This is a genomic window from Leifsonia sp. Root227 (genome assembly GCF_001428745.1).
GTDB lineage: Bacteria > Actinomycetota > Actinomycetes > Actinomycetales > Microbacteriaceae > Leifsonia.
On sequence record NZ_LMIO01000001.1, the window covers coordinates 878,566 to 893,383 of the forward strand.

The following is a 14,818-nucleotide window of genomic DNA, read 5'->3' on the forward strand; positions in this document are numbered from 1 at the left end:
GGTTCCGCCTAGGCTCGCGCTCGTGACTAACTCGGGGGAGCGCACAGGTGCGCGAATGACACTGTTCGGAATGATCGCGGCGGGGGCCACGGCGATCGCACTCTTGTCGGCGCCCGTGGCGGCGAACGCCGACACGGCGGACGATCAGAAGGCGGCTCAGTACTACGCGCAGGTGCAGGCGGCCGCTGCGGGGACGGAGACGTCGCAGGAGGCAGAGCAGCAGAACGTCGTCAACGGGATCGGCGAGTTCCAGACGGCGGGCGCCGCCGACGCGGTGCCGTCGAAGTTCGTCGCAGGCGATCTGGCCAGCGATGCCGTGTTCTACAAGGGCAACGCGTGGAGCGCCGCGACCATCCAGTCCTTCCTGAACACCAAGGGCTCCGGATGCACGACCGCGGCTGCGCCGGGGTGCCTCAAGAACTTCAAACAGACCACGCCCACCAAGGCAGCCGACCCGATGTGCGCCGCGTACACGGGTGCTGCGGGGGAGACGGCGGCGACGATCATCGCGAAGGTCGGCGTCGCGTGCGGCATCAACCCCGTCGCGCTCCTCACCATGATCCAGAAGGAGCAGGGTCTCGTCTCTACGACGGCGCCGACCCAGTGGATGTACGACCACGCGACAGGGTGGAACTGCCCGGACACCGCCATCGGCTGCAGCACGAGCGCATCCTCGACCGGCTTCTTCAACCAGGTCTACGGCGCGGCGTGGCAGTTCAAGCGCTACGCCAACCCTGCAGGCACGAGCAACTACTTCACCTGGATCCCCGTCGGGAAGGTCAAGGCCGTCCAGTACAACCTCGACGCATCCTGCGGCACCAAGCAGGTCGCGATCTTCAACAAGGCGACCGCCGCTCTGTATTACTACACGCCGTACACCCCGAACGACGCATCGCTCGCCAGCTACCCCGGCGAGGGCGACGGCTGCTCCGCATACGGCATCCGCAACTTCTGGATGCTGTTCAACGCCTGGTACGGATCGTCCACCGCCGGCTCCGTCCCCGCCATGGCGCGGCTCTCCGGCAGCGACAGGTTCGAGACGTCCGCCGCCATCTCGCGCGCCGCATATCCGACGCCCGGCGCCGGCGTGGCGTCGGCATACATCGCCAGCGGCATGAACTTCCCCGACGCGCTCGCCGCCGCCCCGGCAGCCGCGAAACTCGGCGGCCCTCTGCTGCTCGTGCAGACGACCGCGGTTCCATCGCCGATCATGACGGAGCTGCGCAGGCTCAAGCCGAAGACGATCTACGTGGCCGGCGGCGTCGCCTCGGTGACGGACGGCGTCCTGGCGCAGCTGCGAACCGTCACTCCGACGGTCAAGCGCGTCGCCGACTACGACCGCTTCGCCACGGCGAGGGCCATCGCGAACCAGGCGTTCGGGTCGGGCGTCGACACCGCGTACGTCACGTCTGGCATGAACTTCCCCGACGCGCTCTCCGCCGGGGGAGCGGCCGGGGCGCAGGGCAAGCCGGTGCTGCTGGTCAACGGTGCGCTCGGCGCCCCGGACAGCCTCACCGTCGCGGAGCTGCGCTCGCTCAAGGTCACGAAGGTCAACGTCGTCGGCGGCCCTGCCAGCGTCTCGGCCGGCTTCGCCAACGGGCTGCAGAAGGCTGGCTTCGCCGTGACGAGGCTCGCCGGCAGCGACAGGTTCGCCACCAGCGTCGCCGTCAACGCCGCCGCGTTCCCCGGAGCGACGTCGACGGCGCTGCTGGCCTCCGGCGCGGCGTTCCCCGACGCGCTCTCCGGCGCAGCGTACGCCGCGACCGCGAAGAGCCCGCTGCAGGTCACACCCCAGGGATGCGTCTACCCGCAGGCCGCCGTGCAGACCCTCAGGGCGCCGACGTACAAGCTCCTCGGCGGCACGACGGCGCTCAGCGATCTCGTGGGGAAGCTCAGCGTCTGCCAGTAGACTCCTCGGGTGCAGATTCGCGAACTGAGTATTCCTGACGCTTACGAGATCACTCCGAAGCAGCACGCGGACGACCGCGGACTGTTCCTGGAGTGGTACAGGTTCGACCGTCTGGAGGAGACCGTCGGCCACGCGCTGAACCTCCGTCAGGGCAACACCTCCGTCTCGAAGCGCGGTTCGGTGCGCGGCATCCACTTCGCCGACATCCCGGTCGGACAGGCCAAGTACGTCACGGCCACGCACGGCGCCGTGCTCGACTTCGCCATCGACATCCGGGTGGGCTCCCCGACATACGGTCAGTGGGACACGGTCCTGCTCGACGACAAGGACCGCAAGGCGATCTACGTCTCCGAGGCGCTCGGGCACTGCTTCGTCTCGCTGACCGACGAAGCGACCGTCAGCTACCTCGTCACCGACGTGTACAACCCCACCAGGGAGCACGGGATCAACCCGCTCGACGCCGAGATCGGGCTCCGCTTCCCCGAGGAGGCAGGCGAACTGCTGCTCTCCCCGAAAGACACAGAGGCCCCCGGCCTCGCCGAGGCCGCAGCGGCCGGGCTGCTCCCCACCTGGGAGGCCGCCCGCGCGTTCTACGCCTCGCTCGACAACGGAGGTAACTGACCGATGCGCGGAATCATCCTGGCCGGCGGCTCAGGCACGCGACTGTGGCCGATCACCAAGGGCATCTCCAAGCAGCTGATGCCGATCTACGACAAGCCGATGATCTACTACCCGCTGTCCACGCTGATGATGGCGGGGATCAACGAGATCCTGATCATCACGACCCCGGAGTACAACCAGCAGTTCAAGGCGCTGCTCGGCGACGGCTCCGAGCTCGGCATCCGGCTCGAGTACGCGGTGCAGCCGTCCCCGGACGGCCTGGCGCAGGCGTTCATCATCGGTGAGGAGTTCATCGGGGACGAGTCCGTCGCGCTGGTGCTCGGCGACAACATCTTCCACGGCGCCGGCCTCGGCTCGTCGCTGCGCAACCACAGCGAGGTCGACGGAGCGCTGATCTTCGCCTACCACGTGAGCAACCCGACCGCGTACGGCGTCGTCGAGTTCGACGAGACCTTCACCGCCGTCTCCATCGAGGAGAAGCCGGTCAAGCCGAAGAGCAACTACGCCGTCCCCGGCCTCTACTTCTACGACAACTCCGTCGTGGAGATCGCCAAGACGATCGAGCCGAGTGCACGAGGGGAACTCGAGATCTCGACCGTCAACGAGCGCTACCTGGATGCGGGAACCCTGCAGGTCCAGGTGCTCGACCGCGGAACGGCGTGGCTCGACACCGGGACATTCGAGTCGATGATGCAGGCGTCGGAGTACGTGCGCGTTATCGAGGACCGGCAGGGCTTCAAGGTGGGCTGCATCGAGGAGATCGCCTGGCGCGCCGGCTGGATCGACGACGACCAGCTCGCCACGCTCGCCGCACCGCTTGTCAAGAGCGGGTACGGACGCTACCTCAACGGGCTGCTGGCCGTCGAGGCCTGAGCGCTACGCGCATCCACTGCTGACGAAGCTCCCGCCGTGCGACGGCGGGAGCTTCGTCGTTTCGTCGGCGTGGCGAGCCTGCACCGAACGGTTCGGCGTCGAATAGGGTGGCTGTGGCGCCCGACCGCGCTGTCTACCGGCTCGCCCGGCACACCGGCTACGAGGAGCAGCAATGTCCAACCTCCGTATGGGTACGGCGAACGTCGCCGCCGTCAGCGCGATCGTCGCCCTGGGGATCGGGGGTCCCGCCATCGCCGCTCCCGCTCCAGGAGCCGCCGCGAGCAGCGTCAGGCAGGCCGCGGATCCGGCGCCGTCGGCCCCACCGGCTGCGGCCCCACCGGCTGCGACGCCGAAGAAGATGGGAGAGTACGCTCCCGAGCAGTTCACAGCGGCGGCGGAGGAGCTTCCCGCCGACCTGACCGACGCCGTCGCACGCGACCTCGGGCTGACCCCTGAGCAGTACCTGAGCGACGCAGCGGCCGCCACGGATGCCGCCGGCGTCGTCACCTCGCTCAAGAGGGACGGCGTCGACGTCGTCGCCTCGCGCATCGACGGCACGGAGCTGCACGTCACGGTCGCGTCGCAGGCGGATGTCGCGCCGGCGGAAGCGTCAGGGGCGACGGTGACGGTCGGCACAGCGGCGCCGGCCCCGAGCGAGCTGACACTCAACGCAGCAGCCTCTCCGCTCCTCGGCGGCACGGCCTGGGGATACCTCACCAACGCCACCACCGGCGAAGGGGAGCGCTGCTCGATCGGCTTCAACGGCACGAACGCCGCCAATCAGCCGCAGTTCGTGACGGCAGGTCACTGCGTCCAGGGCACGCCGCAGTCGTCGATCATGCAGATCGTGCAGAGCAGGCCGAGCGACCCTGCGGCCCAGTTCGGAGCGTCGATCGGCGCACCGCTGGCGGGAAGCTTCCGCTTCGGCGGAGGGTTCGACTCCGGGATCGTCTCCGTCACCAGCACGGGATTCGCGCCGCAGGCGGCCATCTCGACCTGGGGAGGAGCGCAGGGAGCGCCGACCGCGAGCTCGCTCGCGATCAAGGGCGACACCACGGCCGTCGTCGGCGCGGCGATGTGCAAGTCAGGGTCGAGCAGCGGCTGGACCTGCGGCAAGATCCTCTACGTCGACGACCTCGTCAACGTCGACGACCAGCAGGTCAACGAGATCATCAGCGACGCGTGCGTGCTGAAGGGCGACAGCGGCGGTTCCGCGGTGGTCGGCGCGTACGCCCTCGGTGTCACGAGCGCCAGCTCGCAGTCGACCACCTGCGGCTCGGGGCAGCTCGGCGCGTTCTTCCCGCTCCGGTCGGCGACGGCCAACAGCGTCGCGGCGCAGCAGCCGGGCTGGAAGCTCTCGGTGGCGGTCGCCGCCCCCGTCCCCACGGTGCACAACGGGTCGACCGTTTTCACGCCAGGCTCGTTCACCGGCTCCGTCGCCGGCGGCAACGCGCAGACGACCGTGTCGGTCTACTACGACGGGCGCACGGACGCCGCCGGCGCGAACGCCACGGCGACGGTCTCGTCGGCCGGCGCGTGGAGCGTCCCGCTGCCGACGACGCCGGGCGCGCACACCTACCGCCTCGTCTCCCGCTGGGGCACGACCTCCACCGCGACGACCACGGGTTCGATCAGGACCGTCGCGAAGCCGGCCGTCGCCCGCCTCTCCGGCAGCGACCGGTTCGACACGGCCGTGCAGATCTCGAAGGCAGGATTCCCCGGCACGGCGGCGACCGTCGTCGTCGCCTCCGGAGTCGACTTCCCCGACGCCCTGTCCGCCGCCCCCGCCGCCGTCAAGCTCGGTGGCCCGCTGCTGCTGACCATGCCGGGCGCGCTGCCCGCATCCATCGCTGCGGAGATCGCCAGGCTCAAGCCGAAGAACATCGTCGTGGTCGGGGGCGTGAACGCCGTCTCTCCCGCCGTCGCCACCGCGCTCGGCCGGTACGGCAAGGTGACGCGTCTGGCGGGAGGCGACCGCTACGAGACGTCCAGGCTGGTCACCTCCTACGCGTTCGGCTCCGCGAAGCGCGTCTACATCGCCACGGGGACCTCGTTCCCCGATGCGCTCTCTGCTGGTGCCGCCGCGGGGTCGTTCGCCAACCCCGTCGTCCTGATGCCCGGATACGCGACGGGCGTGGACGCGGGAACCTCGGCGCTCATCACCAAGCTCGGCGCCACCTCGATCGCTGTGGTCGGCGGGCCGGTCAGCGTCTCCACAGCGCTCGCCGCCTCGCTCGGTCGCATCGCCCCTGTCACGCGGCTGGGCGGCAGCGACCGCTTCGAGACGGCGCAGGTTGTCAATACGAACGCGTTCGCCACGGACTCCGCGCTGTTCGTCGCCTCGGGTGTCACCTTCCCCGACGCGCTGGCCGGCTCTGCGCTCGCCGGCGCGAAGGGCGCTCCGCTCTACGTGGTGCCCAACGGATGCGTGGCACAGAGCACCGTCGCGGAGGTCGGCCGTCTCGGCGCGTCGGCGATGACCGTACTCGGCGGCACGTCGGCGCTCTCGTCGGGCATCTCGTCGCTGAGCGTGTGCCCCTGACCCGGCCGGGACGGGGACCGCGTCTCGACCACCCCCGAACAGGGTTCGTCAAAACTGAGGCAAATTCAATAAATCAGCGTTCGGCGCACAATACGTGCAATTCTTTTGCGTCGGAGGGCACGAACGCTGCGTATCCTGGCTAGGCTCGACGATGTGTTGACCCGCCAGACTCACGCGCGCCTTCTCGCAGCGCTCATGACGACCATCGCCGTGACGCTCGGAGGCGCCATTCTCGGCGCGCCGGCACAGGCCACCGAGGTGGCTGTCGCAGCCCCTGCTGTGTCCGCGGAGGCATCGGCCTCCGCATCCCGCGCCGCATCCGTCGAGAGCGTCCTCGGCCCGGTCAAGACGGCCGTCGGCTCCGACTTCAAGCCCGGCTACATCATCAGCGACTACAACTTCTACAACGGCTCAGCGCTCGACGCCGGCAGCATCCAGAGCTTCCTCAACTCCCAGGTCTCCTCCTGCCGAGCCGGATACACCTGCCTGAAGGACTACCGCCAGAACACGTACAGCAGGGCGGGGGATGCGCTCTGCGCGGCGTACACGGGCGGCGCCAACGAGACGGCGGCGACGATCATCGCCAAGGTCGGGGCGGCATGCGGCATCAGCCAGAAGGTCATCCTCGTGCTCCTGCAGAAGGAGCAGAGCCTGGTCACGGACGACTGGCCGACGACCGGCCAGTACAACAAGGCCACCGGATACGCCTGCCCGGACACCTCCGCATGCGACACCCAGTACTACGGCTTCTACAACCAGGTCTACATGGCGGCCTGGCAGTTCAAGCGCTACGGCAACCCGCCGGGGACGAGCAACTCGTTCACCTGGTTCCCTGTCGGCCAGGTCAGCGCCATCCGCTGGAGTCCCGTCGCGTCCTGCGGGGCAGGCAACGTGCTCATCCAGAACGCGGCGACCGCTGCGCTCTACTACTACACGCCGTACCAGCCGAACGCCGCGGCGCTCGCCAACATGTACGGCACGGGCGACAGCTGCTCCGCGTACGGCAACCGCAACTTCTGGCGGCTGTACACCGACTGGTTCGGCCCGACCAACGGAGGCGCAGCTCCGATCGGCAACTACGAGTCGGCCACGGTCGGCGGCTCGACGTTCGCCATCGCGGGCTGGGCGATCGACCAGACGATGATGCGCGCCGTCGTGAACGTGCAGATCACCTGGAACACCCCGTCCGGTGTCACCACCCAGACCGTAGCGGCCAACGGCAACAGGCCGGACGTCGGGAACGCGTATCCGTTCGCCGGAGCCAACCACGGTTTCACCGCGAGCATCCCGCGCTCTGGCGACGGGCAGTACTCCGCCTGCGTGACGGCCATCGCCACGACAGGCAACACCGCAGGCAACTCGGCCTTCGGCTGCCGCACGGTGCTGTTCTCGTCCGGCATCAACGGCAGCCCGTCCTCGAGCAGGGTGCAGGGAGCCGACCGCTTCGACACCTCGGTCGCCGTCTCCAAGGCTGCGTACCCGGCAGCGGGCGTTCCCGTGGTCTACATCGCTTCCGGCGCGAACTTCGCGGACGCCATCAGCGCAGGACCGGCCGCGGCCGCCCAGAAGGGCCCGCTGCTGCTCGCCAACGTCGGCTTCGTCCCCGCGTCCGTGCTGGCAGAGATCAAGCGGCTCTCGCCCGCGAAGATCGTGGTGGTCGGCGGAGCGGCGGCGATCGGCGACTCGGTCGTCGCAACCCTGAAGACCGTCCAGCCGAACACGGTCAGGGTCGCAGGCTACGACCGCTTCGAGACCTCGAGGCAGCTCGCCAGGTACGCCTTCCCCGCCGCGACGGGCGCGTACTTCGCGTCCGGCGTGAACTTCCCGGATGCGCTCTCTGCGGCCGCGGCAGCCGCTGTCGCCGCCCAGCCGATGCTGCTCGTCACGGGCTCCGCTGCGGTGGATGCGCCGACAGCGGCCTACCTCGCAGGGTCGAAGGTGAAGACGGCCACCGTCATCGGCGGACCGAGTGCGGTGGGCACGGGCTTCGAGAGCTCCCTCCAGAGCAGGGGAGTGGCGGCGACGAGAATCGGCGGAAGCGACAGGTTCGACACGAGCCACCTGATCAACGCGGCGAAGTTCCCCCTTGCATCCACGGTCTACATCGCGGCGGGCACGACGTTCCCCGATGCGCTGTCCGGCTCGACGCTGGCAGGCGCGACCCGCAGCCCGCTGTTCGTGACGCCAGGCTGGTGCGTGCCCCGCGCGATCGGCAACGACATCGCGAAGATGAAGGCGACCAGGGTCGTCTTCATCGGTGGCCCGTCTGTGCTGTCGGGAGACGCGACGGCGTTCAAGCCGTGCTGACGGGCGCCGCCGGTACGACTTACGCCGCGCTGTCGTCCAGCTGCAGGTAACGGTAGAACTCCGCCTTCAACTCCGCGAGCGAGTGGTGCTGGTTCGTCTCGTCGAGGACGAACTCGATCGGGGTGTCGACCTTGCGCAGGCGCCAGCCGCGTTTGCGGGCGTAGCCGCACATCCACACGTCCTCGAGGAACGCGAAGTAGCGAGGGAGGTCGGTGAAGAACGACGTGTCCGCCACGATGTCGATGTCGCAGGCGCAGCCGCCCGTGCCGACGTAGCTGACTCTGTCGCCCGGCTCGGCGGGGCGGCGTGCCCAGTAGTCGCCGTCCATCGTCCAGGCCCAGAAACCGGCGATCGTGTGCGGGCCGGAGACCGCGAGCAGGTCGGTGACGAGGTGGTCGCTGACGTCCTGGTCGTCGTCGAGCATCAGGAAAGCGCCGCGATAGCCCTCCTGGTGCAGTTTGCGAGCGACGAAGAAGCGGCCGAGACCTCCGACGTTCACCCTGCTCGTGAACAGGCTCACCTCGGCGATGGCGCCGTGCGGACGGTACGCGGCGATGTGCTCGCGGTAGTACGCGGCGTCGGCAGGGCGGTTGTTCCAGAACAGGAGGCGGATGCGGGTGTCCCGCTGCGCATCCAGCTGGGTGAGGACCGCGTCGATGCGCTCCCTGCGATTCCAGAGGCAGACGATGATCGCGATCTCGCCGCCCTGTGCTTCCCCGAGGAGACGTTTCGGCTGGAACCGTCCTGCGCGATAGCGCGCCATCGCCCAGCGCCAGCGCGCGGCGGACACGGCCCGGCGCGCGAACGACGACGCACTCACCTGGAGACCCACCAGAGTCTGCCCCAGAGGCCGAAGCGGACGGCCAGGCGCAGCGGGGCGAAGTACCAACCGGCGTACTTGCGCGACAGGTAGCGGTATGCGCTGTCGTGGTGCGCCTTCTCCATCGTGTGCGCGTCGCGCGAGGTGGAGTGGGCGCCGGTGTGCGTGACCACCGCCTCCGGGATGTACATGTTGCGCCAGCCGGCCCTGCCGAGGCGCGCGCCGAGGTCGACGTCCTCGAAGTACATGAAGTATCCGGGGTCGAAGCCGCCGAGCTCGCGGTACGCCTCAGAGCGCACGAGCACGCACGCGCCGGACAGCCAGCCTGCGGCGCGGCGGCTCTCGGTCTCGCGCTCTGCGCGGTAGCGCACCGTCCACGGGTTGGCAGGCCAGATGCGGCCGAAGAGCGCGTGGGCGACCCCCGTGCGCAGGGAGGGGAGGCGGCGGGCGGACGGGTAGACCGTGCCGTCCGCATCCAGGATCTTGGGGCCGAGGGATCCTGCGCCCGGCAGCTCGGCGGCGGCGTCCGCGAGCACGTCGATGGCGCCTGGCTGGAAGATCACGTCGGGGTTGGCCACGAGGATGAGGTCAGGGTTCGACGTCGCGGCCTCGACGCCGGCGCGCACGCCGCCGCCGTAGCCCTCGTTCTTCGGCAGCTCCAGGAAGGTGTACCCGGCCGCGCGCACCAGCTCGCCGGTCTCCGCGGCGCCGTCCGACGCGTTGTCGACCACGATGACCTCCGTGACGCTCGACCCTGCCGACGGCAGCGACGACAGGAACGGGCGCATGGCCTCTGTCGAGTTGTACGTCACCGTGACGACGAGAACGGAAGGAGTCATGCGTGCTTTCTTGTGCGGCCTGCTGGCGGGGTGGTCAGGAGGAGAGGTCGACGACCTCCGGCACCGCGTGGATGACACCCACCGCGAGCGGGTAGTACGGCACGTCGAACGAGCACGCCTGCGGCATGTCGGAGAGGTGACGGCCTGCGCTGTCCATCAGCGACGCGTTCACGAAGTACTTGCCTGCGCCGAACTGCGCATCCTTCAGCACGATGGCGAACGTGCGGCGCGCCCTGAGCCTGGACAGGTCGGCGCCGATGCGGGCCGTGGTGGTGCCGTAGACCGGCAGGCCCATCGTGTTGTCGATCTGGATGGCGCACATCCAGTCGTCGATGCCGGTGTCGTGCTCCAGCGTGACCTCGATGCGCACGTCGTCGCCCGGCTGCACAGGCTCGCCCGGCTCGCGGCCGACCGCGAACACGCGGGCGTCGATCACCCGGCCGTGCTCTGCGACGGAACCGGGGTGCTTGTTCGCCTGAACGGCGGCCTCGGCCTCTGCCTCGACCACGCGGCGGTCTTCGAGGATGTTGCGGAACTCGGTGACCGCCTCGCCTGGATCGCCGTCGAAGACGACGGCGCCGCGGTTGAGGAGGACGGCACGGTCGGCGAGCTCTGTGACCTGGTTGAGGTTGTGCGTCACGAGGATGATCGTGCGCCCCTCCTCCTGGAAGGAGCGGATCTTGTCGAGGCACTTGCGCTGGAACGCTTCGTCGCCGACCGCCAGCACCTCGTCGACCAGGAGCAGGTCGGGGTCGGTGTGCACGGCAACGGCGAACGCCAGGCGCACGTACATGCCGGACGAGTAGAACTTGACCTGCGTGTCGATGAAGTCGCCGATGCCGGAGAAGCTCAGGATCTCGTCGAACCTCTCCTCCGTCTGCTCCCGGCTGAGGCCGAGGATGGAGGCGTTGAGGTAGACGTTCTCCCGGCCGGTGAGGTCGGGGTGGAAGCCGGCGCCCAACTCCAGCAGCGCGGCGATGCGGCCGCGGCGCGAGACGCTGCCGGAGGTCGGGTCGATGATGCCGCCGATGACCTTGAGCAGGGTGGACTTGCCGGACCCGTTGTGGCCGATGAGGGCGACGGTCGTGCCGGCACGCATCGTGATGCTGACGTCTTTGAGCGCCCAGAACTCCTCGCGGTGCTCACGGCCGCGCCCGAAGGCCACCAGGCGCTCCTTGAGCGAGTTGTCCTTCCGGATGACGAAGCGCTTGGAGACGTCGGTGACGCGCACGACCTCTGGAGCTTCGCCCCCAGCGCCCGTCGCGGTCCCGTTCTCGGTGAGATTGGTCGTCATCGTCACACCACCTGCGCGAAGTTGCCCTGCAGACGGGAGAACACCCGCTGGAAAACGAAGAGGAGGACGACGCCGATCGCGAACGCGATGCCCATGCGCATCAGCAGCAGGTCAGGGTACTCCGCGACGCCCTGGCCGCCGACCCACATCGCCTTCTGGAAGCCGAGGACGGCGAGGGTGATCGGGTTGTCGGTGTAGATGTCGAGCGCGAGCGAGTGACCGAGCGCATCCCTGACCATGGTCCAGGAGTAGACGATCGGCGATGCCCAGAGCAGGAGCAGCAGCACGACCTCCACGAGGTACTGCACGTCGCGCAGATACACGTTGACCGCCGACAGCAGCAGGCCGAACGCCGTGCCGAACACCAGCAGCAGCAGCACGGACGGGATGAGGTACCACGTCTCCGCGTGCAGCGGCGGCTTGCCGATCACCAGGGTGGCCACCAGCAGGATCACGAACTGGATCAGGAAGTTGAAGATGGCGGAGCCGACGCTCGCCAGCGGGAAGATCTCGCGCGGCAGGTAGATCTTCTTGATCAGCCCGGAGTTGCCGACGATGGATGCGGTGGTGCCGCTGATGATCTCGGAGAACAGCGAGTAGACCGTCAGGCCGGTGAAGACGTAGATCGCGAAGTCCGGGATGTTCCTGGCGGCGCCGAGCACCTGGCCGATCACGATCGCGTAGATGAGGAGCTGCGTGAGCGGGCGCACCAGCGTCCAGACGAAGCCGAGCACGCTGTCTTTGTAGCGCGACTTGAGGTCGCGGCGGACGAGGAGGGAGAGGAGCTCGCGGTGGCGGAAGATCTCGCGCAGCGAGTGCCACGATCCGGATTTGCTGTCGCCTCCGACCGTCACCATCCGCTCTTGGGAGAGCGCAAGGTATCGATCCTGTGCAGTCATTCAGTCGTCAATCTGTGTCGGGGTGTTGTCGGCGAGCGCTCGATGGATTATAGCTCGGGGCGTCGCCCGGTCAGGCGTTCCGCCACCGCGCGCAGCGGCTTGGTGAGCCGCCACGACGAGCTGTTCTCGAGTCCGGCGATGCGCTTGTGCAGGTCGTTGTTGATCCTGGTGCGCTCCGAGACGATGCCCTGGATGCGGTCGGGCGCCGGGGTCGGGTTCTTGCAGAACTCGATGAGCGGCGTGAGCGAGGTGGCCCAGGTCATCCCGGCGGCGAAGCGCTCGACGTTGCCGGCGATGCGGGCGCGCTCGTCCGCGTCGAAGAGGAGCTCCTCGATGGCGGAGGCAAGCGCATCCACGTCTTCCGGGGGGACGACGCGGCCGAGCTCGTTGTCGCGGATCAACTCCGCGAAGGTGTCGCCGTCCGTGCTGATGATCGGCAGTGAGGCCCACAGGTAGTCCAGGATGCGCGTGCGGAAGCTGAACGCGGTCTCCAGGTGGTCGTAGTGGGTGCTCACGCCGAGGTCGGCGTCGAGCAGGAAGTCGGCGCGCTCCGTGTACGGCACCCAGGCGTCGTTGAAGAACACGACGCTGCCGGTGAGGCCGAGCTCTTCCGCGCGCTTGCGGGCTTCGACCGCCATCCGCATGGTCGGGATGTTCGGGTTCGGGTGGCTCGCGCCGAGGAAGTAGAGCCGCAGGTCGGGGTGGGCCTTTGCCGCGATCGCGACGGCCTCGATGAGGGTCAGCGGGTCGAACCAGTTGTAGATGCCTCCGCCCCAGATGATCACCTTGTCGTCCGCGGCGATGCCGGGGACGGTGCCCTTGATGCCGTGCGCCCGCTGGACGGGTGCGTCGTTCTCGACGCCGAACGGGGCGACATCCAGGAGAGAGCGCAGGCTCGGGTCCCTGTCGTAGGTCGCCGGGTTGATCCTGGCGAGCCCGGCGAGCTGTCCGAGCCAGAAGTCGCGCTGCTTCTCCGATGCGCAGACCATGAAGTCGGCGCGTTCGAGCTGGTCGTTGAGCACCTCGACGGTGTCGATGGCGACGGCGAGGCGATCGGCGGCGCCCAGGTCTTTGCCCTGCTCCAGCTGCTCCAGGTGCATCGGGTCGTAGATGTCGGCCACGATGATCGTGTCGGTGTCCTTGATCCACTGGTGGGTGCGCAGGATGTGCCCCTGGAAGACGAGCACCTCCGCCCACTCGACGTGCGAGTGCAGGCTGGAGTCGTCTGCGAAGTGCACGGGGAAGGCATCGGAGTGGATCTCGGCCTTGTTGGTCGAGACGAGGCGCACGTCGGCGAACGCGGAGAGCGCCTTCGCGATCTCCCACGCCCGGATCGCCGGGCCGGCCATCAGCACGCCGAGGGTGTCGGGGGTGACGACCAGGATGCGGCGCCTGCTGCCCGCTTCCCCTGGTGCGGTTCCGGTCTGCGACGGTTGCGACGGTGTGGACGTCATGGAATAAGAGTCTCCTGCTTGCACGTGATGGTGCGCCAGGGCATTCTGGCGTCGGATGACGTGCTTCTCGCCCGCGTCGGGCACGCCCAGCACGAAAAGCCGTCGGCAGGCTACCACTGCAATCGGGGAAGTCGGTGTGATCCCGTCAGCTCAGCGGGGGGCTCAGCGGCGTCCGCGGCCGAGCATCCTTGCAGCGCCGTCCGCGATGCGCACGATGCGGCGGGAGGTGAGGCGGTCTATGAACTCTCGCAGGGCGCGATTCTCCTCGCGCAATGTGTCGACCTCGCGCTCCAGCCCTGTCGCCTGCGCGTCGGCGGCGGAGACGCGCCTGTCCAGGTCGGCGATGGCCAGGCCGATCGCCCGCGCCTCTGCGACGGCCGCGTCGTCGACCGGCACGTCGGCCACGGGGGAGGCGACCGAGTCGGCGATGCGGGTGTCCGGCACGTACTCTCCGGAGGCGATCCCCGCTGCGAGCTCTGCGTCGTCAGGGTGGCGGCAGAGATAGAGGGGGAAGAGCACGCCGTCGAGCAGGCGCCGGTAGTCGCGCATCCCGTGGTGGTTGGGGCTGGGGGTGAGGTCGGGCGAGTTCTCGTACGCGCTTCCTGCGTTCCGCACCTTGCGGCTGTACTGCTCCCAGGAGCGCCACGGGAAGTGCAGCACCTCGACCTCGAAGCCTTCTGGAACCTGCCCGCGGTTCTCCAGGCTGACGAAGTGGTTGCCCTGCACGACCTCGACCTCTGCGTCGCCGATGTGGGCCGCGTCGTGGGTGGCGTGGGCTTTGAGGCCGACGCGCTGAAGGGCATCCACCGAACGCAGGTCGCGGTACGCGAGACGCTGCAGGCCGGAACCGGCGATGGCGGCGGGGCCGATCATGTCGTGCACGGGCACGTCGAACGCCTGGATCTCCACCGGGATGTTCTCGAACGCCTCCTTGAGCGTGATGCCGTCGCGAACGGGCAGCCAGAACTCGTCGGCGTCGGCGTTGATCACCCAGTCCGCGCCGTGCACGGTCTTGGCCTCGCGGGCCATGCGGGTGACGGTGACGCCCTGCTGCTTCTGGTGCACAGGATCGCTGCGCAGGTCGACGACGCCGCGCTCCGCATAGCCCTGCAACAGCTCGTATGTGCCGTCGACGGAGCCGTTGTCGGTCACGATGATCACGTCGACGCCCTGCCGGAGGTGGTGATCGAGCATCGCACCGACGATGTCGACTTCGTCGCGCACCATCAGGGTCATCGCCAACTTCACTCGCTGCCTCCT

General features: G+C 68.7%; 11 protein-coding genes. 5 read left to right on the top strand and 6 right to left on the bottom strand.

The annotated features are described in order from the left end of the window. The first annotated feature begins 55 nt into the window (after nt 1–55). From ASE16_RS04045 to ASE16_RS04065, 5 genes are all read left to right on the top strand, one after another. On the top strand, nt 56–1,909 hold the full coding sequence (locus ASE16_RS04045; protein WP_055890774.1) for a cell wall-binding repeat-containing protein: 1,854 nt from the start codon (nt 56–58) through the stop codon (nt 1,907–1,909). A 9-nt stretch (nt 1,910–1,918) separates the two neighbouring features. Beyond that, nucleotides 1,919–2,530: a dTDP-4-dehydrorhamnose 3,5-epimerase family protein gene (locus ASE16_RS04050; RefSeq protein ID WP_055890777.1), complete on the top strand. Its 612-nt coding sequence runs from the start codon at nt 1,919–1,921 to the stop codon at nt 2,528–2,530. Between the two features lie 3 nt (nt 2,531–2,533). Continuing rightward, a complete protein-coding gene (rfbA, locus tag ASE16_RS04055) occupies nt 2,534–3,403 on the top strand; it encodes a glucose-1-phosphate thymidylyltransferase RfbA (protein WP_055890781.1) in 870 nt (289 codons plus the stop codon). 172 nt (nt 3,404–3,575) lie between these two features. Then, entirely contained in the window at nt 3,576–5,945 is a 2,370-nt protein-coding gene (locus ASE16_RS04060) for a cell wall-binding repeat-containing protein (RefSeq protein WP_082581218.1), read from the top strand. A 195-nt stretch (nt 5,946–6,140) separates the two neighbouring features. Next, complete coding sequence (locus ASE16_RS04065) at nt 6,141–8,252, top strand: cell wall-binding repeat-containing protein (RefSeq protein ID WP_162255966.1); 2,112 nt, start codon at nt 6,141–6,143, stop codon at nt 8,250–8,252. A 19-nt stretch (nt 8,253–8,271) separates the two neighbouring features. On the opposite strand, the gene ASE16_RS04070 is transcribed toward ASE16_RS04065, so the two are convergent. From ASE16_RS04070 to ASE16_RS04095, 6 genes are all read right to left on the bottom strand, one after another. Continuing rightward, nucleotides 8,272–9,084: a hypothetical protein gene (locus tag ASE16_RS04070; RefSeq protein WP_157480096.1), complete on the bottom strand. Its 813-nt coding sequence runs from the start codon at nt 9,082–9,084 to the stop codon at nt 8,272–8,274. Beyond that, entirely contained in the window at nt 9,069–9,911 is an 843-nt protein-coding gene (locus ASE16_RS04075) for a glycosyltransferase family 2 protein (RefSeq protein WP_055890795.1), read from the bottom strand. The genes ASE16_RS04070 and ASE16_RS04075 overlap by 16 nt, the downstream gene beginning before the upstream one ends. Before the next feature lie 34 nt (nt 9,912–9,945). Then, nucleotides 9,946–11,205: an ABC transporter ATP-binding protein gene (locus ASE16_RS04080; protein WP_055890798.1), complete on the bottom strand. Its 1,260-nt coding sequence runs from the start codon at nt 11,203–11,205 to the stop codon at nt 9,946–9,948. A gap of 2 nt (nt 11,206–11,207) precedes the next feature. Then, entirely contained in the window at nt 11,208–12,104 is an 897-nt protein-coding gene (locus tag ASE16_RS04085) for an ABC transporter permease (RefSeq protein ID WP_055890801.1), read from the bottom strand. 47 nt (nt 12,105–12,151) lie between these two features. After that, nucleotides 12,152–13,558, bottom strand: coding sequence for a glycosyltransferase (locus ASE16_RS04090; RefSeq protein ID WP_082581219.1), 1,407 nt, complete (start codon nt 13,556–13,558; stop codon nt 12,152–12,154). Between the two features lie 162 nt (nt 13,559–13,720). Beyond that, entirely contained in the window at nt 13,721–14,806 is a 1,086-nt protein-coding gene (locus ASE16_RS04095; protein ID WP_235500339.1) for a glycosyltransferase family 2 protein, read from the bottom strand. Nucleotides 14,807–14,818: the final 12 nt, after the last annotated feature.

Excerpts from the sequence above, each read along its gene's own strand:
- ASE16_RS04045 (WP_055890774.1), top strand. The coding sequence starts at position 56 with ATGACACTGTTCGGAATGATCGCGGCGGGGGCCACGGCGATCGCACTC.
- rfbA (WP_055890781.1), top strand. The coding sequence starts at position 2,534 with ATGCGCGGAATCATCCTGGCCGGCGGCTCAGGCACGCGACTGTGGCCG.
- ASE16_RS04060 (WP_082581218.1), top strand. The coding sequence starts at position 3,576 with ATGTCCAACCTCCGTATGGGTACGGCGAACGTCGCCGCCGTCAGCGCG.
- ASE16_RS04065 (WP_162255966.1), top strand. The coding sequence starts at position 6,141 with ATGACGACCATCGCCGTGACGCTCGGAGGCGCCATTCTCGGCGCGCCG.
- ASE16_RS04075 (WP_055890795.1), bottom strand. The coding sequence starts at position 9,911 with ATGACTCCTTCCGTTCTCGTCGTCACGGTGACGTACAACTCGACAGAG.
- ASE16_RS04080 (WP_055890798.1), bottom strand. The coding sequence starts at position 11,205 with ATGACGACCAATCTCACCGAGAACGGGACCGCGACGGGCGCTGGGGGC.
- ASE16_RS04085 (WP_055890801.1), bottom strand. The coding sequence starts at position 12,104 with ATGACTGCACAGGATCGATACCTTGCGCTCTCCCAAGAGCGGATGGTG.
- ASE16_RS04090 (WP_082581219.1), bottom strand. The coding sequence starts at position 13,558 with ATGACGTCCACACCGTCGCAACCGTCGCAGACCGGAACCGCACCAGGG.